Raw genomic sequence first — 20,778 nt, 5'->3', positions numbered from 1 at the left:
CGGGCTGTACGGATTGAAGAAGCTCCTGGTAGACGGGTTCACGACCAAGATCACCCGTGCCGACCAGAAGCTTCGTGTGCTTGTCTACCCATCGGCGATCGATCTGTCCAGCGCGCACCTGCGTGACCTCGCCCAGCATCTGGCTGCTCGCCGTCGCGAGATCGGTACCCGATGGCGGCGCATCACGCCGGGCCGTCAGGCCCTGCTGGTCCTGGCCCACCTGCGCTGCGGCAACACCTACGCACAACTCGCCGCCGGGTTCGGCATCGGGGTCGCGACGGTCTACCGCTACATTCGCGAGGCGATAGAGGTCCTGGCCGCGCTCGCGCCGAGCTTGGCCGAGGTCATGCGGACCGCGAGTCGACTGGCCTTCGTGATCCTCGACGGAACGCTCCTGCCGATCGACCGGATTGCCGCCGACGCCCCGTACGACGCCGGCAAGCACAAACGTCACGGCCTGATCGTCCAGGTCCTGACCGATCCGTTCGGACGGCTGCTGTGGGTCTCGCCCGCACTTCCGGGTTCCACGCACGACCTGACCGCCGCCCGTACTCACGGCATCGTCGACGCACTCACCCATGCGCGGCTCAAGTGCTGGGCTGACAAGGCATACCAAGGAGCCGGCGGACCCGTCCGGGTCCCGTTCCGGGGCCGCCGCCTGAAGCAATGGAAGCGCCGGCACAACAGCAGCCACGCCAAGATCCGCTGCCTCGGCGAGCAGGCCATGGCGACTCTCAAGGGCTGGCGCCTCCTGCGGAAGCTCCGCTGCAGCACCAACCGGATCACCGACATCGTGAAGGCCGTCCTCGTCCTTCATCACGCATCAACGTGAGGTTGGAAAAGGCTCAATGGCGTCGTCGACCGCACCGTGCAGAACTGGATCGCCGACGAGCACAGCCGCTCAACCGTGAGGAACACCATCGCCGTCCTGGTCCGTGTCATGGAGCAGGCAGTCCGAGACGGCATCATCAAGGTCAACCCGGCACGCGTCACCGGCTGGCAGAAGCTCTACAACCAGGCCGAGGACGAACTCCTCGACCCACGCGCGCTGGCCCTGCCCGACTGGGAGGCCCTGGTCGCACTGGCCGACGCGCTCGTGGCCGCCTCCCACGACCAGTACCGCGGCTGGGAAGACGTGGTCCTCTTCGCCGCGTGCGCCGCCGCACGGATCGGCGAGGTCTCAGAGGGCGTTTGATTTGAGATGATCGCCCCTTATGGCCTAGTAGGTTCCTCGCCAGGTTGGTGTGGTCTCGTCCGTTATGCGCTTGGCGAGGTTGTCGATCGAGGCGATGTGGATCATGGCTTCGGAGCTGGCGGCGAGGGTCTCGTAGTCGCGGGCGAGTCGGCGGTGCATCATGATCCAACCGATACTCCGCTCTACCACCCAGCGTCTTTTGACGACATGGAAGCCGCGAACTTCGGGTTTTCTGTTGACGACTTCGACGTCGATTCCGAGGTTCGCTCCATGCTCGACGACGGCGTTCTTGAAGCCGGTGTCAACCAAGGCCCTAACGACACGCTGAGTTACTTGTCACTTCGCGGCAGCTTCGGGAGAACAGGGCCGTCCCAGATGACGGTACGTCACCGTGGCAGAACCCGTTGATCGTCGTCACGGAATGTGTGCCAGAACCCTCTTCTGGAGTCTACTGATTATGAGGACTGTCAGCAGGCCGCAGGCCAGGCCGGCGAGGGCCCATGGGATGCTCGGGCTGCCGTCGTTGAGGTTGTAGCCCACGATACAGAAGGCAAGAGTTTCGATCAGGACGATGAGCGGCCAGTAGCGTCTTCCTGGCATCTGGTCTCTCCTTTCCGGCTTTGTTGGATCTCGGAGTTTTCCGGAGTTTCTAGCTGAAGCGCAGTTTGCAGTGTTTGTTGGTGCAATAGGCGCGCCACTTGGTGGAGTAGCGCCGGTGGCCGGACAGCCCCGAGCCTTGGACATTCCGGAAGTATGCGACAGTTACAGCGAAGCGTTCCTGGTAGCCGCAAACCGGGATAACCTTCATCGCGCAGACCTGGGCCATGCCACTGGCGGGTCTGTACGGTGAGTGGCGTAACTCCCGGGCTGGAAGCGACAGTTGATGACTGACGTGACGAGTGATATCGAGGCCGGGAAGGCCACCTTGGACGCGACGAACGCTGTGGATGACGGGCTGGTTGCCGAGCTGGTGGCCCGGGATCAGGCCGGCGGGGTGAAGCTGACCGGAGAGGGCGGTCTGCTGCAGCAGCTGACCAAGCGGGTGCTGGAGTCCGCGCTGGAGGGCGAGCTCACCGATCATCTGGGGCACGAGCCCGGGGAGCGGGCGAAGGGCGGCCGGGAGCAAGCGTCATCCGAGCGTCAAGAATCTCCGAACGAGACCCTGACATCGCCGCCGCCGTAGTCGTTTCCACCATGAAGTCGCAGGTCAAGCCACCTCCAGGAGGCGATCTGTCCGCTCGACCCGTTCCACGGAGGGCAACAGATCAAGCAACCCACCCGAGCTATAAACCCGCAGGTCAGGCGCCCTTGTCAGCGGGCTCAAGGATCGCGACGCACTCCACATGGTGCGTCATCGAAAAGGTGTCGGCCTGAGCAGGTCTCGGAAAAGGCCAGGTCAGGGTCTGTTTCTCGGCTCGTTGTCTCGCCTGCGGGCGTCCGGAGCGTCGAGCGAGCGTCACGGCCGGGGGTGGGCGGGGCTCGGGCGTGGGCGTGTGACGCCCGGTTCGCTTTCATCCGAGGCCGAGGTCTTGAGCGCCAGACGGTAGGCACCCGGCGTGGTGTCGAACTCACGGCGGAAGGCCAGGTGGAAGCCGACATTGCTCTGATATCCGATCCGGGCCGCGATGTCGCCCAGGGCCACCGAGCCGTCCGAGAGCAGCACCCGGGCCTCTTGGAGCCGGCGTGCCGTCAGGTGGCGGGCGGGTGAATCGCCGACGAGCGCCTTGAAGGTCTCGGAGAACACGGAGCGTGACATGCCTGCCTCGCGGGCCAGCGCCTCGACCGTCCAGGGACGGTCGTAGTCCCGGTAGATGGCCACCAGGGACGCGCTGATGCCGGGGTGGCGCAGGGCCTGGAGGGCGGGGGAGAGTTCCGTGAGCCGTTCCAGGGCGGTACGCAGGGCCAGGACGAAGACCATTTCGAAGGCGCGCAGGACGACCAGTCCGGAGCCGGGGGACGTGCGCGCGATCTCCGACGCGAGGGAGCGCAGGGTGCCGTGGAGCACCGGTTCCTCGGTGAGCATGTCCCGGCACAGGACGATCATCCGGGGCAGGGCTCGGTACAGCGCAGGCTCGGCGGTTCTGTCGTAGCGCAGGCTCGCGCACAGCATTTCGGTGTCGGACGGTTCGCTGCCGATCGTCACCACGTCCGAGGACCCGGGTGTACGTTTCGGCAGTACGGATTTCAACGACTGAGCCTCGGCCGCGTCCGGCCGGCTGGTGAAGCTGTGCGCGGTGCCGTAGGGGAAGACCGCGAGATCGCCCGCGCGCAGGCGGGTGGGCGGCGAGCCGTCCCGGAAGTCGATGAAGCATTCGTTGCTCAGCATGTAGTGCAGCACCGCGCAGGAGTCGTCCTCCCCCTGGACGCCCCATTCGCCGCCTGCCTGCCACCGACTGTAGAAGATGTCGCTGAGCCGCAGAGGCCGCAGCAACTCACCCAGCACATCATCAGTCACGGACGATCCTTAAACCAGGACGGTTGGTGGCTAATTGATCGTAGCCCCCAACCTGTCGGACAGTTGTACTGAGCCGTCCGGGGGGACAGCCGGGGAAAGCACAGAGGACCAAACGGGGGGACTCTTCCATGAACATCGTGATCGCCGGAGGTGGTATCGGCGGGCTGACGACAGCGCTGTGTCTCCATGCCGCCGGCTTCACGGCTGTACGCGTGGTGGAGGCGGCACCCGCCATCCGCCCCATGGGAGCCGGTGTGAACCTGCTGCCGAACGCCGTCCGCGAGCTCCATGCCCTCGGGCTGTACGACAGTCTGGCGGCGGCCTCCGTACCGATCGAGCGGCTCGGATATCTCACCCATCTCGGCGAAGAGATCTGGGCCGAGTCCCGTGGGGTGCCGGCCGGCTGCGACTGGCCCCAGCTCGCCGTGCACCGCGGCACCCTCCAGATGATCCTGGCACAAGCCGTACGTGACCGGCTGGGTGCGGACGCCATCACCGTGGACGCCCGGCTCTGCTCGTTCGACGGGCTCGAAGGCCCTGAGCTGCGGATCGGGCTCTCGCACCGGGAGGAAACTCTCCCGACGGAGCTCCGCGCCGATGTGCTGATCGGCTGCGACGGCATCCATTCCGCCGTGCGCGGCCTGCTCTACCCGAAGGAAGGACCGCCGCCGACCAGCGGTTCGGTGGTGTGGCGGGGAGTGTCCCGCTGCCGTCCGTTCCTGGGCGGGCGCTCCATGGTCGTGATGGGTGACGGCGACTGGAAGGCCGTCGTCTACCCGCTCGCCGACCGGCCCGATGACGACGGCAGGGTGCCGGTGAACTGGGCCGTGTCCCGGGAGCCGGTCGCATCGGGCGACGCCCGAATCACCGAAACCATGGCCGGCCCCGTGCCCGACTGGCGTTGCGGAGATCTCTCGCTGGCCGAGGTGCTGACCGGTCAGGAGCGGGTGCGGGAGTTCCCCATGATCGACCGCGATCCCCTCCCCCGGTGGTCCTTCGGGCGGGTCACGCTGCTGGGCGACGCCGCCCACGCGATGGCCCCGATGGGTTCGAACGCCACCACGCAGTGCGTCGTCGACGCCCGCACCCTGGCCCACGCGCTCGCCGCTGATCCGGACCCCGTCCGCGCCCTGGAGGCGTACGACCGGCGGCGGCGGCCCGCGATGAACAGGCTCCAGGTGCTGAACCGGGCAAAGGGACCCGAGGTCGTCATCGACATGGCGCACAGGCATGCCCTCGCCGGGGCCGGCCGGCCCCGGCGGCCCCTGCCGTCGGCGGACCTGGCCCAGGTGGCCGCCTCGTACGCCCGCGCCGCCGGATCGGACCGGCCGAGCGTCAACCGGCCCTCCCCGTACGCCGTCCGCGGCGACCGCGGCATACGCACATCGCGCGGAGCTGTCGCCGGCTGATCCGGGCGTTCCCCGGATCCACCTTCTGCGCACCCTCACGCATCGCACCCTTCTGATTCAGGAGAGATATGAACCGCAGCGGCCAGGACTACCTCGACGCACTGCGCGACGGGCGGGCCGTCTGGATAGACGGTCAGCAGGTGGACGACATCACCGAGCACCCCGCCTTCCGTAACACCGCACGCTCCATCGCGCACCTGTACGACATGGCGCACAGGGGTGAGCACCGGGACGCGCTCACCGTGCGGCCGGAGGGCGCCGAGCAGCCGGTGCTCCGCGCGTTCCACGCCCCGCGCTCGCATGCCGAACTGGTCGCGCGCCGAGGCGGATTCAAGACCTGGTCGGAAGCCAGCTTCGGATTCCTCGGCCGCTCCCCCGACTACATGGCCGCCGGGATCGCCGGATTCGTCAGCGCCCCGGATGTCTTCGCCGGCCCGGAGTTCGACGGCCGTTCCAATCTCGACGCGTACTACCGCCGGATGGCGCAGGGCAACCTGTACCAGTCGTTCACCATCACCAACCCGCAGATCGACCGTACGAAGTCTGCGGTGGAGCAGGAGGAGAACGACCTCTTCGTCCGGGTGGTGAAGGAACTCGACGGCGGCATCGTCGTCCGCGGGGCGAAGATGATCGGCACGGCCGCGGTCTTCGGCGACGAGATCATCGTCGGCACCATCGAGCCGCTGGCCCCGCAGGACATCGACTACGCCCTGTGTTTCTCCATTCCCGTGAACACCCCCGGGCTCAAGTTCATCTCCCGCGCCTCCTACGAAGCTTCGGCACGGAGCGTGTTCGACAACCCGCTCTCCTCTCGCTTCGACGAGAACGACGCGCTGCTCGTGTGCGACGACGTCTTCGTACCGTGGGAGAACGTCCTCACCTACCGCAATGTCGAGTCGACGTTCGGGATGTGGTGGCTCACCCCGGCGTACAACAACTTCGTCCACCAGGCCGCCACCCGGTTCTGGACCAAGCTGGAGTTCCTCACCGGGCTCGCCATCCTGATCGCCCGGGCGAACAACACCTACGACCTGCCGCCCGTGCGCATGCAGTTGGGCCGGCTCATCGGCTGGCTCAACATCGCCAAGTCGATGGTGCTGGCGGCCGAAGCCGCGCACGAGGAGGTCCCGGGCTCGGGCGGCGTCGTCCAGATCAACCGCGAGATCGCCTCCGCCCATCGCGCCATGGCGGGAGACCTCTACCCGAAGGTGCTCGCCGAGATCAAGATGCTGTCGGGCGGCGGGCTGATTCAGCTGCCCGCCTCCGGATATGACCTGGCTCACCCCGAACTCGGGCCGCTCGTCGCCAAATACGTCCGTTCACCGGGGCACCCGGCCGAACAGCGGATCAAGCTGATGAAGCTGGCCTGGGACGCCCTCGGCTCGGAGTTCGCATCACGGCACGAGCAGTACGAGCGCTTCTACCACGGCGCTCCGCACGTCTACCTGCCGGGCATCGTGCGGGACGGCAACCCGGATCTGCTCGCGGCCTTCACCCAGTCCTGCCTGGACGGCTACCAACTCGACGAACAGCCCCTCGGACGGGGGACGACCGATGGCAGCGCCTGACCGCTGGAGGGCACTCGCGCTGCTCGCCTGCACGCAGTTCGTGCTGATCCTCGATACCTCGATCATCAACGTCGCGGCGCCGTCGATCGGCAGTGACCTCGGCATCTCGCCCGCCGAACTCTCCTGGGTGGCCAACGCCTATCTGGTCTCCTTCGGAGGACTGCTGCTGCTCAGCGGCCGGGCGGCGGACCTGCTCGGCCGGCGTCGGCTCTTCGTCACGGGTCTGGGTACGCTGGCCGCCGCCTCACTGCTGGGCGCGCTGGCGGGCAGCGCCCCGGTCCTGATCACCGCACGCGTCGTACAGGGCATGGGCGCCGCTATGGCGGCCGCCGCCGCGCTCGCCCTGCTGCTGTCACTGTTCGACGACGGTCCGGAACGCCACAAGGCGCTCGGCATCTTCGCCGCGATGGCCGGGGCCGGGGGCGCCGCGGGCACGGTGCTCGGCGGTGTCCTCACCAGCTGGCTCGGCTGGGAGTCCACCTTCGCGCTGAACGTCGTCGTGGGGCTCGGGCTGATCCTGCCGGCCCGTCGGCTGCTGCCGGCCGGGAACCGCGCCGGGGACGGCGGCGGCTTCGACCTGCCGGGCGCCGTGTCCGTCACGGGCGGGCTGGCGCTTCTGGCGTACGCCCTCGTCAACGCGGGTGAGTCCGGGTGGCGGGATCCGGTCACGCTGGTGACCGGGGCCCTGGCCCTCGTCCTGCTGACCGCGTTCCTCCTGGTCGAACGCCGGGTGCGGCATCCGCTCGTCCCGCCGGCCATCTTCCGGCGGCGCACCCTGCGGCTGGCCAATGTGCTGGCGGGGATGTGGCAGATGTCCCTGTTCCCAATGTTCTTCCTGGTCAGTCTCTACCTCCAGGCGGTACTGGGATACGAGCCCGTGATGGGCGGACTCGGGCTGCTCCCGCTGTCGGTCGTGGTCGTCCTGGTCGCCTCCGGCACCGACCGGCTGATCGGCCGGTTCGGTCTGCGGGCGGTGATGTGCGCCGGATTCGTGCTGGTAGCAGCCGGACTGGTCTGGCAGTCGATGCTCTCGGCGTCGGGTTCGTTCGTCGTCGACGTGCTGCCGCCGAGTGTGCTGCTCGGTGTCGCCCTGCCGCTGGTCTCCGTCACCACGGCGGTCGCGGCGACGCTCAGCACCGAACACGACGAGACGGGACTCGCCTCAGGGCTGGTCAACACCAGCCAGCAGTTCGGCTCCGTGGTCGGCCTGTCCTTGCTGTCCGGCGTGGCGGCCGCCCGTACCGAAGCGGTCTCCGGGCCGCGTGACGTCGTACTGACCGAGGGGTTCAGCGCCGCGTTCCTCGTCGGCGCCGCCCTCGCTCTGGTGGCTGCCCTGCTCACACTGCGGCTGGCCGTGCCCGTCTCCGCGGAGGGTCCTGGCGACGTAGACGCCGACCGCAGCGCCGACCGGGACCCGGCCGTCCCCTGAACCGGCCCGGCGGACGACCCGCCGCGGCCGCCGCACCCCACCGTGTCGAGCCCCATGCCGCACGGACGAGTAATGAACGCAGAAAGGCAGACGACATATGAGTGAGGACCAGCCGAAGCGGTACCTGGTCACCGGGGCCAACGGCTTCCAGGGCGGGGCCGTTGCCCGGCTGCTCGCGTCGCGCGGGCACGAGGTGCGTGGTCTGGTACGCGATACCGACAAGCCGGCCGGCGACGAAGGACGCGCCTGGCTCCCGGCCAAGGGTGACCTCGGCAGCTCCGAGGACATGCGCCGCGCCTTCGTGGGTGTCACGCACGCGGTCGTGACCCTGCCGCTCGTCTACGAGACGGACACCGTGCTCGCCTATGCACGCAACATCGCCGAAGCCGCCCGCGAGGCCGGGGTGAACCGCCTGGTCTACAACGTCAACACCCCCCTGCCGGAGTCGCGGACCAGCCGTGCGGGCTTCGAGACCCGGCGCCTCGCCGAGCAGGTGTTCTTCGACAGCGGGCTGCCCACGGTGTCGGTCCGGCCGCCCGTCTACCTCGACAACCTCTTCAGCCCGTGGAACGGCCCGGCGCTCGTCAACGACGGCGTACTGGCCTACCCACTGCCCGCCGAACAGCGGGTGGCCTGGATGTCGCACGCGGATCTGGCTCAGGTGCTCGCCGCGGCGGCGGAGGCCGAAGGGCTCGCGGGCCGGGCTGTGGACGTCGGCGGCGCCGATGTCCTGACCGGCACCGAGCTGGCGGCGGCGTTCGCCGACGCACTGGGACGCGAGGTCCGCTACCTCCCGCTCGGCGTCGAGGACTTCGAGGCCGGCCTCGGCCAGGTGCTCGGCGCGGAGTCGGCAGCCGGGGTGGCCGGCATCTACCACCATGTCGCGGCCGGGGACCAAGAACTGCTGGCGGCCGAACCCGCGACGACGGAGCGTGTGCTCGGCGTACAGCTGACGTCCACGGTCGAGTGGGTCAAGGCGCAGAACTGGGACATCTGGTCGGGCCGCGCCGCCTGACACGCGTCCGGCGGGCGGACACCATGTCGTGCCCGCCCGCCGGACAGCGTCAACGATCATGTGAATCACGGGGGATGAATCATGACGGACTTCGGTGGCCCCGCGCTGCCCTGGACAGACGGCTCACGGCAGTCGGGCGCACCGGTCGCCGTGGTCGGCATCGGGTGCAGACTGCCTGGCGCCGGCTCGGCGGAGGCTCTGTGGAAGCAACTGTGCCGGGGCGCCGACGCGATCCGCCGCATCCCGAAGAATCGATTTCCTGGTGCGGACGGGCCGGCGTACGACACGATGCGCGGGGGCTTCATCGACGACGTCGAGTCGTTCGACGCCGGCTTCTTCGGCATCGCTCCGCAGGATGCCGAAGTAATGGACCCTCAGCAGCGGGTGCTGCTGCCGGTGGCCTGGGAGGCGCTGGAGGACGCGGGTATCCTGCCCACCGAGTGGAATGCGGCCCGAACGGCCGTCTACGTCGGCCAGGCGCACGGCGACAACTGGGACCGGACACGGGACGGCCGGGGCGATTCCCTGGACCTGGGCTGCCTGGCCGGCACCCATCAGCGGTCCATGCTCGCGGGACGGCTCTCGTACCACCTCGGACTGCACGGCCCGAGCGTGACAGTCGACGCGGCCCAGGCGTCCTCGCTGGCCGCCCTGCACCTGGCCTGCCTGAGCCTACGGGCAGGCGAGTCGGCGCTCGCCGTCGCGGGCGGCGCAAATCTGGTCCTGGGTCCTGACGCGACCGGTATGTTCGCCGGCGCCGGCGTGCTGTCCGAAGCCGGCCACTGCGCCTTCGGGGACGCCGGTGCGGACGGTTTCGTACGCTCGGACGGCGTCGCCGTGGTCGTGCTGAAGCGGCTGGACCGGGCGCTGGCGGACGGCGACCGGGTGCGCGCGGTGATCCTCGGCAGCGCACTGAGCCACGACGGTGCGGACAAGGACCAGTTGCTCGACCCGTCCCGCGCCGGCCAGGCGAGGGCGATGCGCTGGGCGTACGAGGACGCCGGTGTCAGCGCCGGGGAGGTCGACTACGTCGAGGCCCACGGCACGGGAACCCGCATCGACGCCGTCGAACTCGGCGCGCTCAACGACGTGCTTCCCCAGGGCCGTCGCCCCGGACGCCGCTGCCTCGTCGGTTCGGCGAAGAGCAACATCGGTCACACCGAGGCCGCGGCCGGAGTCGTCGGGATCATCAAGGCCGTCCTGTGTCTGGAGCACGGGCAGGTCCCGCCCAGCCTGCACTTCCACGAACCGTCACCCGCGGTGGACTGGGCCCGGGTCCCGCTGGCCGTCCCCACCGCGATGGAGCCGCTGGGCGCACCGGACCGCCGGCCGACGGTCGCGGTGAACGGCCAGAGCATCTCAGGGGTCAACGCCCACGTCGTGCTCACCCGCCTCGACGCGCCGGGAACACCGGTCGACGCGGCGCGGGATGCCGGCCCCTGGCCGCTGACTCTGACCGCGCCCAGCCATGCCGCACTGCACGACCTCGTCCGGGCGTACGCCACCCATCTGGCGCCCGACGGCGCGGGCCGGCACGACCGGGCGCAGGACATCTGCTGGACCGCCACCACCCGCCGCACGCGTCACGCCCACGGTCTGACCGTGCACGGCGCCTGCCACGCGGAGCTGCGCCGCGCCCTGCTGAGCCGGCTCGACGCACCGGACGGCAGCCACCTGGCGCAGACGGACGCGTGCACCGAGGGCTTCACGGCCGCGTTCCCCGCGGCCGGAGCGGTGGTCACCCTCCCCGCCCATCCCTGGCGACCCACCCACCACCCGTTGATCAACTCCACGGACCACTGACAGACCACTCCGACGCGGGCAGCGGCGGCACGCCCCTGGGGCGTGCCCGGCCCGCGCCGTACCCATGTGCCACAGCCCTGGCCCGTACAGCCGAAGAGAGCGATGACAATGATCACCGACATAGACATGGGAAGTTCCATACGCGTGGCGGCCATCCAGGACCTCGACCCGCTGGCCGCCGACCAGGCCTGTTTCCTGCTGCGTGAGCAGAACGCGCGAGCGGACGTGCCGGCCATGGTCGCCGGTCTGCGCCGGCTCGTGCCGCACCTGGACACCGCCGAGGGATTCGACCCGCAGCAGTCCGTCGCGGCCATGCGCGACCTCGGGATGTTCCTCGGCTCCATCAAGCGCCACGGACCGGAGCCGCTGACCCTGGTCCCCGAAGTCCTGCCGGTTCTGCGCGTCCTGGGGCGCGACACCGACATGGTGCCGCGCGACGTCGTGCACCACTACTGCACCTGGAACCCCTCGGGCGGCCGTCAGCGCATGTACCTCGGCGATGTGCAGGAGGCGTACCTGCAGGAGTCGGTCCGGATGGTCTTCCCGCATCTGCGCGAGGGCCTCGAGCTGTGCGCCGTCCTCAGCCAGACCGAGGTCCACGACCCGAAGTTCGCCCTGCTGATGCAGGAGCTGACCGACCATGTGGAGACCATGGTGACCTCGATCGGCATGGTGGTCGCCAACGTCACGCCCGAGTTCTTCGCACGGGAACTGCGTGCCTACTTCGACGAGATCACCGTCGGGGAAAAGGTGCTGCTGGGGCCGGCCGCGGCCCAGGTCCCGCTGTGGCTGATCGACCAGGCCATCTGGGCGTCGGACCGCAGTGAGCCCGCGTACGAGGAGTTCCTGCGTGACTCGGTGCCGTACAGCCTGCCACGCTGGCGTGAGCTGTACGAGGACTGGACCCGGGTGCCGTCAGTGGTGTCCCGCCTGGTCGAGGCGTACGGGGACGACGCGACCGAGGCCGAGCGCCGGATGCCCGACCTGCGGGCCGGGGCCGGGGCGCTCGCCCGGCTGCTGCGGGTGATCGTCGTGTTCCGCGGCCGCCATCTGGGCATCGCGCGCAAGGCGTACGACGCCGATCTGCGCCTCTTCCCGGTCGGCAGCGGCGGGGCCAGTGTCGACCTGCTGAAGCAGATCATCGACCTGACCCGTACCACCGCCCGGCTCACCGGCGCGCGCCAGGGCCACCAGCCCCCCGCCGCCGGGGCGTCGAGGGGCGAGTCCGAACGTGCCCAGGGGAGGACCGCGTGACACTCCTCATCGCCGGCGGCGGCATCGGCGGTCTGACCGCCGCGCTCAGCCTGCACGCCGAGGGCATCGACGACGTGCGCGTCCTGGAGGCCGTACCCGAGATCCGTCCGCTCGGCGTCGGGCTGAACATCCTGCCCAACGCGGTGAAGGAGCTGGATGAGTTGGGCCTGCTGGCGAGACTCACCGATATCTCGGTCGCCACCGGCGACCTGGGCTACTACAACCGGCACGGCCAGCTCATCTGGCGCGAACCGCGGGGCCTGGCCGCAGGCCACCGGTGGCCGCAGCTCTCCATCCACCGCGGTCGGCTCCAGGCGGTGCTGGCCGAGGCCGTCCGCGAGCGGCTGGGGCCGGACGCCGTCGTCACCGACACCCGGGTCGAGGACGTCGTCCACAGCCACGGTGGTGTGCGGGTGACTGCAAGTCACCCCGTGGCGGGCACGACGTCCACGGTGGACGCGGACGGGCTGATCGGTGCCGACGGCATCCGCTCCGCGGTCCGCTCCGTGCTCGGTCCCGGTGAGGGGCCGCCGCCGTGGAACGGTCTGGTGGTCTGGCGGGGCACGACGTGGGCGCCGCCCTTCCTGGATGGCCGGTCGATGGTGATCGCCGGTGACGACCGGCGCCGTGCCGTCGTCTACCCGATGTCGGCTGTCGACGACCACGGCCGGGTGCTGATGAACTGGGCGGTCGCCAAGGCGGCCGAGCCGGGTGCGGCGTTCGAGGACGCGGACTGGAATCGTTCCGTGGCGCCGGAGTCCTTCGCCGGGCACTTCGCCGATCTGGCCTTCGACTGGCTCGATGTGCCCGCGTTGATCCGTACGGCGACCGAGGCGTACATCTATCCCATGGTCGACCGCGACCCGCTCCCCCGGTGGAGTCACGGCGCGGTCACCTTGATCGGCGATGCCGCCCACGCCATGTACCCGATGGGGTCCAACGGAGCGACGCAGGCCATCGTGGACGCCCGTGTGCTGGCCGCACACCTGGCCCGGCACACCGAGGTGGCCCAGGCGTTCGCCGCGTACGAGGCCGAACGACTTCCGGCGCTCACCCGCCTCCAGCGCAGCACACGCAGGCGGGGCCCGGAGGTCGTGATCGACCTGGCGCACGAGCGGGCGCCAGAGGGGTTCTCCGACATCGGGGAGGTCTTCCCGGGCAGCGAACTGGAGGACATCTCGGCCGACTTCGCCCGGCTCGGCGGCTTCGACGCCAACACCGTGAACACGATGACGCCGCCGGGTGCGGCGGCAGGAACGGGGACACACCGATGAGGGTCGACATCTGGTCGGACATCTCCTGTCCGTGGTGCTACATCACCAAGCGCACCTTCGAACTGGGCCTGGCCGCGGCGGGCCGCCACGACGTCGACATCGTGCTGCACCCGTACCAGATCGACGGGGAGCAGCCGGCCGAGCCGATGCCGATGCTCGACTGGCTGGCGGGCAAGTACGGGCAGGAGGCGGCCGAGACGATGAGCAAGGAGGTGACCGAGGCGGGCAGCCGGCACGGCATCGCCTTACACAACCGCACGGGCTTCGCGGCGAACACGCTTCAGGCCCACCGGCTGCTGTGGTTCGCGGGGCGCGAGTACGGCCGAAGCGTTCAGAGCCGGCTCGAGGAGCTGCTCTTCGCGGCCTACTTCACGCAGAACGGTGATGTCTCGGACCCGGCTCTGCTGAAGGACCGCGCGGTGCGGGCCGGTTTCGGCCGGGCGCGGGCCACGGATCTGCTTGCCTCGGACGAGGGGCTGGCCGAGGTCCGCCACGAGATCGGCGCGGCCCTCTCCGCCGGCGTCACCCGGGTCCCCCTCATCGTCTTCGGCGGTGCGCAGCGCGTCGAGGGGGCGCAAGAGGACCCCGAGGTCTACCGCAGCGCACTCGCGCACGCATCCGATACGTCCGGCACCGCCGGGGAGGACCAGGGATGAACACCAGCACGAGGCGACAGCTCCTCGGCAGGACCGTGCTTCTGGGAGCGGCTTCGGCCACCGGTGTCGCCGGTGCCACCACCGCCACGGCACAGGGCCGAGGCGGCCCGGACATCGATGCCGGGCAGCTGATAGGCCCCGACGGCGTGCAGTACGGGGACCTCTCCAGAGGCGTGAATCAGCGCTGGGCCGGCACACCGGACTGGATCAGGGTGCCGCGCACCACCGGGCAGGTCGTGGCGGCCGTGCAGCAGGCGGTCGACTCGGGCCGCCGGATCGCGGTGCGCAGCGGGGGGCACTGCTTCGAGGACTTCGTGTCGGGCCGCGACGTGCGTGCCGTGATCGACCTGTCCGCCCTCGATTCCATCACCCACGACACGCGGCTGGGCGCCCTGGCCGTGGGTGCGGGTGCCAGGCTGGGCCAGGTCAACGAGCAGCTCTTCAAGCGCTGGGGCGTCGCCCTGCCGGCGGGTTCCTGCCCGACGGTGGGCGTCTGCGGCCATATAAGCGGGGGCGGCTACGGCCCCCTCAACCGGCTCCACGGCCTGACGGTCGATCATCTCCATGCCGTGGAGGTCGTCGTGGTCGACCGGTCGGGTACGGCCCGTGCGGTGGTCGCCACCCGTGAGAAGGACGACCCACGGCGCGATCTGTGGTGGGCACACACGGGCGGCGGCGGGGGCAACTTCGGGGTGGCGACCTGATACTGGTTCCGCTCCCCCGACGCGAAAGGCGCCGACCCGGGCCGGCTCCTGCCCGCCCCGCCGAAGGAGTTGCTCGTCAGCAGCGTGGTGTGCCGGACTCGCCGTACGGCGTGCGGCCCGCCCCGAGCGGGAGATGCGGGAGATGCGGGAGCTGGCCGGGGCCGCGGCGCCGCCGCTCCCGGCGGCTGAGCTGCTCGGGGAGAAGGGGCGGCTGCATGTCATCGCGGAGGTGAAGCGGGCCGGCCCTTCCAAAGGCGTCCTCGCCCCGATCGCCGACCCGGGCGCTCTGGCGGCTGAGTACGAGGCGGGCGGGGCCACCGCGGTGAGCGTGCTGACCGAGCGGCGCCGCTTCGGTGGCTCGGTCGAGGATCTGGCCGCCGTACGGGCGCGGGTGACGCTGCCGGTGCTGTGCAAGGACTTCGTCGTGGAGCCGTACCAGCTGTGGGAGGCGCGGGCGCACGGAGCAGACCTCGTGCTGCTGATCGTGGCGGCGCTGGACGGGCCGCTGATATCAGGCACACCGTGCGGAAGAGCCACCCCGGCCCGCCGGGCGGGCCGCTCGAACCGGCCGGCGCATGTCCGGGCATACCGCTCGGCGGTTCGGCGGTATCGCTTCCGTTTCGAGCGTCATCCGAGCGTCAAGAATCTCCGAACGAGACCCTGAAGGCGTCGCCGACGCAAGCGCCTACCAGGTGAATTCGCAGGTCAGGAGGCTACGAGGGGCAAGCCGTCCGCTCGACCCGCTGCACAGAGGGAAACAGGTCGAGCAACCCACCCGGACCACAGAACCGCAGGTCAGGCGCCCTTGTCGGCAGGCTCCAGAATGGCTACGCACTCCACGTGCGACGTCATCGAAAAGATGTCGCAGGCCGCGAAGCACGGAGAAGCCGCAGGCCGGAACCGGGTTCTCGGCTCGGCATGCGACACCTCGGGCGTCCGGAGCGTCACGGTCGAGACGGGCCCGATTTGCCGGAGCGTGCCAGCAGCCGCTGTCACCGGAAGGCTGAACCTACGACAGCGCGACAGAAGGCCGCCGACTGGCGCGAATCGACACCGAAAGCATCCTTGACCGGCCGGACCAGCCCCGCACTCAGCAGCGGGCGGCCCGTCACCGGTCTCAGCCAAGATGTGGAACTACGCGACCGCTCGCAACCGGCGGAATCCACGAAACACTGCCTACAGTGCCAGGTTCGCCTCGGCTTCTTCAGCTGACCGTCACCAGTTCCTGTAGTCCTCCACCAAGTTGGCGATGAGCGCGAGCATCGCGTCGGCTCGGTGCCGGTCCTGGCGCTGGGTCTGCAGGGCCTGGTGGACCGTCCGGAGCCGGGCCGGCGCGTCCGGCTCGCGGTCCCGCACCTCTTCGAGCAGCGGATCAGTGATCAGGTCCAGGCATGCGCTGAGCAGCCGACGGGTGGCCGAGGACGGCGGGGCGGGGTTGGGTGCGGCGTAACCGGTAGTCAGATAGCTCGCGGGATCGGTCAGGCTCCAGCCGACGACCGGACCGGCCTGGTTTGCCGACGCCGGAGTCCAAGTGCACGTCCTACGCAGGATCGTCGGCCACGGGTCACCGACCACCACCCAGCACTACCTTCACCCGGACGTACACAAGATCACGGCTGGCGGCGCAGCGCTCTCCGCGCACCTCAGCGTGGTGCGCGCACCACGCTCCCTGCCGGGCCCGATCGTCATGACCCGCTGACGCCGGTCAAGGAGGCTGGTCCCCAACTGGTCCCCAAGAATGACCAAGGGCCGGTTTCGGATGTCTCCGAAACCGGCCCTGACCTGCGACTGTCTCCAGTCGGGACGACAGGATTTGAACCTGCGACCCCTTGACCCCCAGTCAAGTGCGCTACCAAGCTGCGCCACGTCCCGATGCGATTCCCCCCGGTTTTCCCGGGCGGCTGCGCAGGGCAAACATTACCTCACTCCGAGGGCCGGATCGACGCCCGTGCCTGGTGGGCGCGGTTGGCCAGAGATTCGGCGCCGCAGGCCGTGGCCAGTTTTTGGGCCCTGGCGAGTTCGCGCGGGGAGCGGATCGCGATGCCGTAGTCGACGAGAGCCAGGGCATGTTCGTACGCGGACGGGGACGCCTCCAGATGGCGGACCGACTCGGCCAGCAGATGGACGGCGTCCTCAGGACGTGCGAAGAGCGCGACACAGCGCAGGGCCTCACCGATCGCGGTGTCCGTACCGAAGCGCTCGGCGTACACCCGGGCAGAGGTGGCGATTTGGGCGGCGCGGCCCGGATCCTCCTCGGCCAGGGCGCGGGCGAGATCACCGGCCCAGGGAGCCCATACGCCGTTGAACCTGCCTCGTGCTTCGAGGGCGCGGCGGGCCGTTTCGAGTTCGGTGACCGCCTCCTCCGTACGGCCTTCGGCCAGCAGCAGTCGGCCGCGCAGGCACGGCGCGTCGGGCAGCACCATCGCGCTGGGATAGGGCGGGCCGAAGTCGTAGCGGTCGGCGATCTCGCGGGCCTCCGTGACACGGCCGCGGGCGGTCAGCGTGTCGATCAGGAGACAGGCCGCGTCCCAGTGGACGGGGAGACCGCTGCCGACACGGTCGGCGAGGCGCAGCCCTTCACGCAGGAAGCCCTCCGCCTCGGCGAGTCGGCCTCGGCGTCGGTGGACCAGACCGAGCAGGGTGTGCGCGAACGCGAGGTGGGCACCGCTCCAGCCGGAGATCTCGAAGGCGCGGACGGCCTCGCCGAACAGTTCCTCGGCACGGTCGAGCTGGTCGGTGAAGGCGTAGGTGATGCCGACGAGGGTCGGGAGCTCGAAGCCCCATTCCGTGTCGGTCCAGCCGAGCCCGCGGGCGGGGTGGCCGTCGACCAGGGCACGTTCACAGAGGTCGACGATGAGCTGGGAGTTCTCGCCGCGCATCATGGCGTCGAAGGCGCGGAGCGTGAGCAGGGCGCGCTCTGCGTTGTCACGGCCGGAGAGATGGTCGGCGTTCCGGGCGAGCCTGCTGGAGCGGGCGGGTCCGTCGTCCTCGGTGGCCTGCATGCCCTCCCAGAGGAAGTGGGCGGCCTGAAGTCGCATCAGGCCGGGGCCGGGCGCGGTGCGCGCCGCCTCGGCGGCGAGGGCGGTGGCCGCCTCCTTCAGCTGGTTGTTGTGCGAATGCGCGGCCGCCAGCCGGTAGGTGGCGTCGACCCGCTGGTCGTCGTCGAGTCCCGGCATGTCGAGGGCGGCCCGCAGGTGCCGGACGGTGGTGGCCGGGGAGCTGAGCAGCGTGGCGCAGCCCAGTTCGTACAGCAGGGTTGCCTGCACGCGTGGGCGCGGCGGTTCCTCCAGGGCGCGTTCGAGGCAGCGCCGGGCGGCCTCCGGGGCACCGACCGCGAGATGCTGTTTGGCTGCGTCGCGGAGCTGTTCGACCAGTTCCTGGTCGTCGTCCGGATGGACTTCGAGGAGGTGCCGGGAGGCCGCCGCGGCGCCGAGGCCGGCCCGGGTGATCGCCCAGGCCGCCCGGCCGTGCATGGCGGTGCGGGTCGCCGGCGGGATCGAGCGGTAGACCGCGGTGGCGATCAGCGGGTGGACGAACTCCAACGGGTCGAAGCCGGTGACGATACGGGCCTCGCGCAGCCGCGCCGTGCAGTCGGCCGCCTCGGCGGGACTCATTCCGGCGAGAGTGGCGGCGAGATCCTGCGAGATGTCCGTGCCGAGGACCGCGGCGGCCCAGGCGAACCGGTTGGCGTTGGTACCGAGCCTTTCGAGCCGGGCGACGAGGCCGCTGCCGCGGGCCGACGCGCCGAGTTCGCGCAGCAGCCCGGCCGACTCCTCCAGCGGTGCCAGTTGGCGGTCCTGGACCTTGGCGACGAGTTCGACCGCCTCGTAGGGATTGCCGCCAGTGACGGCCCACACCTCGCGGCAGAACGGAGCGTCGGAGTGTTCCCCGAGGGACGCACGGACCAATTCGGCGGTGGCGTCCGGGGTGAGGGCGCGCAGCGCCACCCTGACCTGGGAAGGATGGGAGCTGCCCACTCCGCTCTCCTTCTGGCGCGCCGCCAGCTCCTCCGGCCGGTGGGCCTGGACGACCAGGACGGGCAGTTCACCGAGGCGGGCGGTGAACGAGGCCAGCCAGGCGAGGGATTCGCCGTCCGCCCAGTGCGCGTCGTCGATGACGAGCAACAGCGGACGGCTGCTGAGCCGGGACGCGAGGCGGGAGACGACGAAATCGAGGCCGTCCCGCACACCTTGCGGATCCGCCTGCGGGCCGGTCGGTTGCGCGAGCCCGAGTGCGGGCGCGGCGATCTCGTACCAGGCCCCGAACAGGGTCCGCACCTCGTCGGGCGGGAACTGGTCGAGGGCGGGCTGCAGCAGTTGGCGTACGACGTGGAACGGCACCGATGTGACCGTTTCACCGCCGCGTGCGGACCAGACCGTGCAGCGGTCGACAGCCATCGTCTGGATCTCGGTGAGCAGTGCTGTCTTGCCGATGCCTGCCTCACCGCTGAAGATCAGCAGCCCGCCGGCTGCCTGGGCGCCGCACAGGGCATCCACGGCTTGTGCGGCAGCGGCGAGTTCCGGTTCGCGCTCGTACAGTGGCCGGGACTGCTTCATCCCTACCCTCCCCAAAATGGTGCGGATGACTGTCGACACTAGTCGTGCGCGGGGGTCCACGGACAGTGGTTCGGACGGTTCGCCGCAGGTGCGGGGCACAATCGAGGGGTGGATGAGACTCACCGCGACCGCGACGCCGAGGGCCGGGCGCGCAATGCGCGCCCCCGTGACGGGCTGGGACGTCCGCTGCCGTACGGGACTCCGGGAGTGGAGCGGCAGCCGGAGGGGGTGGTCCGTACACCCGACGAGACGCTGTGTGAGGCACAGCGGCTGCTGGACTCGGGGATGCCGTTCCATGCGCACGAGGTGTTCGAGGACGCGTGGAAGTCACGGCCGGTGACGGAGCGGGCGTTGTGGCGCGGGCTCGCACAGCTGGCCGTGGGGCTGACGCACGCGGCGCGGGGCAACACGACCGGCGGGGCCCGGCTGTTGCGGCGCGGCGCGGCGGCGCTCGCGGAGTACGGGGCCACCCGGCCCTACGGAATCGGGGTCGACGAGCTGATCGGCTGGGCCGGGGAGCTGGCGGGGCGGGTGGAGCCGGGCGGCGGCGCGGCTGACGGACGGGGGCCGAGTGCCGAACCCGTGGACGCGGCCGTCGAGGCGCCCCGTCTGCGGCCCCTGGAGCCGTAGCCCGGACGGCGGAGGCGATGGCGCACGGGGCGGCCCGGACGGCGGGGGCGATGGGGCATGGGGCAGACTCGGTGCGGTGAGAAAGATCTATGTCATCGGTATCGGCGCGGGCGACCCCGACCATCTGACCCTGCAGGCCGTCAAGGCGTTGAACAGGGCGGATGCGTTCTTCATCCTCGACAAGGGCGAGGAGAAGTCCGATCTGACCGGGCTGCGGCGGGACATCCTCGACGTACACGTGAAGGGCGCGTACCGGCTGATCGAGGCGCGGGATCCGGAGCGCGACCGCAGGACGTCGGACTACTCACCCGCCGTGGACGACTGGCGCAGGCGCCGCGCGGATCTGTACGAGCGGTTCATCGCGGAGGAACTCGGTGAGGACGAGTGCGGGGCGTTCCTGGTGTGGGGCGATCCCGCGCTGTACGACTCCACGCTCGGCATCCTCGAAGAGATCATCGACCGGGGTGCGGTCGCCTTCGACCATGAGGTGGTCCCCGGGATCAGCAGTGTCTCCGCGCTGCTCGCCAAGCACCGGACGGGGCTGAACCGGGTGGCGCGTCCGGTACAGATCACGACGGGCCGGCGGCTGGCCGAGGGCTGGCCCGAGGGGGTGGACGACGTGGTGGTGATGCTCGACGCGCGGCAGGCGTTCACTCGCCATCTGGACCAGGATCTTCACATCTACTGGGGTGCGTATGTGGGGACCGCCGACGAGATCCTGGTCTCCGGACTCCTCGCCGAGGTGTCGGACCGGATCGAGGAACTGCGGGCCGAGGCGCGGGCCCGAAAGGGCTGGATCATGGATACCTATTTGCTGCGTCGCGGCTGAA

Annotated in this window: 16 protein-coding genes, 1 tRNA gene and 5 pseudogenes; 16 read left to right on the top strand and 6 right to left on the bottom strand. The window is 70.1% G+C overall.

Features of this window, described 5'->3' with window-relative positions; genetic code table 11:
- Positions 1-76: 76 nt before the first annotated feature.
- Positions 77-832, top strand: coding sequence for a transposase family protein (locus ACZ68L_RS21470; protein WP_469579221.1), 756 nt, complete (start codon positions 77-79; stop codon positions 830-832).
- Between the two features lie 15 nt (positions 833-847).
- Positions 848-1,183, top strand: a pseudogene (locus ACZ68L_RS21465) (site-specific integrase); the annotation flags it as partial.
- A gap of 36 nt (positions 1,184-1,219) precedes the next feature.
- Here ACZ68L_RS21465 and ACZ68L_RS21460 read toward each other — a convergent pair.
- Both ACZ68L_RS21460 and ACZ68L_RS21455 read right to left on the bottom strand, forming a co-directional pair.
- Positions 1,220-1,516: pseudogene (locus ACZ68L_RS21460) on the bottom strand (transposase); the annotation flags it as partial.
- Positions 1,517-1,609: 93 nt separating this feature from the next.
- Positions 1,610-1,795: a hypothetical protein gene (locus ACZ68L_RS21455; RefSeq protein WP_469579220.1), complete on the bottom strand. Its 186-nt coding sequence runs from the start codon at positions 1,793-1,795 to the stop codon at positions 1,610-1,612.
- 283 nt (positions 1,796-2,078) lie between these two features.
- On the opposite strand from ACZ68L_RS21455, the pseudogene ACZ68L_RS21450 reads away from it, so the two are divergent.
- Positions 2,079-2,286, top strand: a pseudogene (locus tag ACZ68L_RS21450) (IS256 family transposase); the annotation flags it as partial.
- Between the two features lie 365 nt (positions 2,287-2,651).
- Here ACZ68L_RS21450 and ACZ68L_RS21445 read toward each other — a convergent pair.
- Positions 2,652-3,650, bottom strand: coding sequence for an AraC family transcriptional regulator (locus ACZ68L_RS21445; protein ID WP_469579219.1), 999 nt, complete (start codon positions 3,648-3,650; stop codon positions 2,652-2,654).
- A 128-nt stretch (positions 3,651-3,778) separates the two neighbouring features.
- Between ACZ68L_RS21445 and ACZ68L_RS21440 the strand changes: the two genes are divergently transcribed.
- From ACZ68L_RS21440 to ACZ68L_RS21395, 10 genes and pseudogenes are all read left to right on the top strand, one after another.
- Entirely contained in the window at positions 3,779-5,059 is a 1,281-nt protein-coding gene (locus ACZ68L_RS21440; RefSeq protein WP_469579216.1) for an FAD-dependent monooxygenase, read from the top strand.
- A gap of 68 nt (positions 5,060-5,127) precedes the next feature.
- Positions 5,128-6,627 carry a 4-hydroxyphenylacetate 3-hydroxylase family protein gene (locus ACZ68L_RS21435; RefSeq protein WP_469579215.1) on the top strand — a complete coding sequence of 500 codons (1,500 nt, stop codon included), beginning with the start codon at positions 5,128-5,130 and terminating at the stop codon, positions 6,625-6,627.
- Complete coding sequence (locus tag ACZ68L_RS21430) at positions 6,614-8,056, top strand: MFS transporter (RefSeq protein WP_469579214.1); 1,443 nt, start codon at positions 6,614-6,616, stop codon at positions 8,054-8,056. Before ACZ68L_RS21435 ends, ACZ68L_RS21430 begins: the two co-directional genes overlap by 14 nt.
- Positions 8,057-8,153: 97 nt before the next feature.
- Positions 8,154-9,071, top strand: coding sequence for an SDR family oxidoreductase (locus ACZ68L_RS21425; RefSeq protein WP_469579212.1), 918 nt, complete (start codon positions 8,154-8,156; stop codon positions 9,069-9,071).
- 81 nt (positions 9,072-9,152) lie between these two features.
- Positions 9,153-10,874 carry a polyketide synthase gene (locus tag ACZ68L_RS21420; protein ID WP_469579210.1) on the top strand — a complete coding sequence of 574 codons (1,722 nt, stop codon included), beginning with the start codon at positions 9,153-9,155 and terminating at the stop codon, positions 10,872-10,874.
- Between the two features lie 126 nt (positions 10,875-11,000).
- Positions 11,001-12,128, top strand: a complete 1,128-nt coding sequence (locus ACZ68L_RS21415; RefSeq protein ID WP_469579208.1) for a monodechloroaminopyrrolnitrin synthase PrnB family protein — start codon at positions 11,001-11,003, stop codon at positions 12,126-12,128.
- Positions 12,125-13,402 carry a flavin-dependent oxidoreductase gene (locus tag ACZ68L_RS21410; RefSeq protein WP_469579207.1) on the top strand — a complete coding sequence of 426 codons (1,278 nt, stop codon included), beginning with the start codon at positions 12,125-12,127 and terminating at the stop codon, positions 13,400-13,402. Before ACZ68L_RS21415 ends, ACZ68L_RS21410 begins: the two co-directional genes overlap by 4 nt.
- Positions 13,399-14,058: a DsbA family oxidoreductase gene (locus tag ACZ68L_RS21405; protein ID WP_469579205.1), complete on the top strand. Its 660-nt coding sequence runs from the start codon at positions 13,399-13,401 to the stop codon at positions 14,056-14,058. The genes ACZ68L_RS21410 and ACZ68L_RS21405 overlap by 4 nt, the downstream gene beginning before the upstream one ends.
- Positions 14,055-14,762 (top strand): FAD-binding oxidoreductase, encoded by a 708-nt coding sequence (locus tag ACZ68L_RS21400; protein WP_469579204.1) that lies wholly within the window; start codon positions 14,055-14,057, stop codon positions 14,760-14,762. Before ACZ68L_RS21405 ends, ACZ68L_RS21400 begins: the two co-directional genes overlap by 4 nt.
- Before the next feature lie 133 nt (positions 14,763-14,895).
- A pseudogene (locus tag ACZ68L_RS21395) lies at positions 14,896-15,273 on the top strand (indole-3-glycerol phosphate synthase TrpC); the annotation flags it as partial.
- Positions 15,274-15,977: 704 nt separating this feature from the next.
- Here the strand turns inward: ACZ68L_RS21395 and ACZ68L_RS21390 are convergent.
- Positions 15,978-16,340 (bottom strand): hypothetical protein, encoded by a 363-nt coding sequence (locus tag ACZ68L_RS21390; RefSeq protein ID WP_469579202.1) that lies wholly within the window; start codon positions 16,338-16,340, stop codon positions 15,978-15,980.
- Here ACZ68L_RS21390 and ACZ68L_RS21385 point away from each other — a divergent pair.
- Positions 16,258-16,461, top strand: a pseudogene (locus tag ACZ68L_RS21385) (site-specific integrase); the annotation flags it as partial. The gene ACZ68L_RS21390 and the pseudogene ACZ68L_RS21385 overlap by 83 nt on opposite strands.
- Before the next feature lie 99 nt (positions 16,462-16,560).
- On the opposite strand, the gene ACZ68L_RS21380 reads toward ACZ68L_RS21385, so the two are convergent.
- Positions 16,561-16,634: transfer RNA gene (locus tag ACZ68L_RS21380), tRNA-Pro, on the bottom strand.
- Positions 16,635-16,684: 50 nt separating this feature from the next.
- Positions 16,685-19,318 (bottom strand): ATP-binding protein, encoded by a 2,634-nt coding sequence (locus tag ACZ68L_RS21375; protein WP_469579201.1) that lies wholly within the window; start codon positions 19,316-19,318, stop codon positions 16,685-16,687.
- Between the two features lie 108 nt (positions 19,319-19,426).
- Here ACZ68L_RS21375 and ACZ68L_RS21370 point away from each other — a divergent pair, with 108 nt between their 5' ends.
- Both ACZ68L_RS21370 and cobF read left to right on the top strand, forming a co-directional pair.
- The gene (locus ACZ68L_RS21370) at positions 19,427-19,948 is read left to right on the top strand and encodes a DUF309 domain-containing protein (protein WP_469579200.1); all 522 of its coding nucleotides are present in this window, start codon (positions 19,427-19,429) and stop codon (positions 19,946-19,948) included.
- A gap of 76 nt (positions 19,949-20,024) precedes the next feature.
- Positions 20,025-20,777 (top strand): precorrin-6A synthase (deacetylating), encoded by a 753-nt coding sequence (gene cobF, locus ACZ68L_RS21365; protein WP_469579199.1) that lies wholly within the window; start codon positions 20,025-20,027, stop codon positions 20,775-20,777.
- Position 20,778 lies beyond the last annotated feature (1 nt).

It is taken from the genome of Streptomyces sp. NPDC104309, from assembly GCF_055584025.1.
The sequence above is the reverse complement of the archived record's forward strand: the minus strand, read 5'-3'. Positions and strand labels throughout refer to the sequence as shown.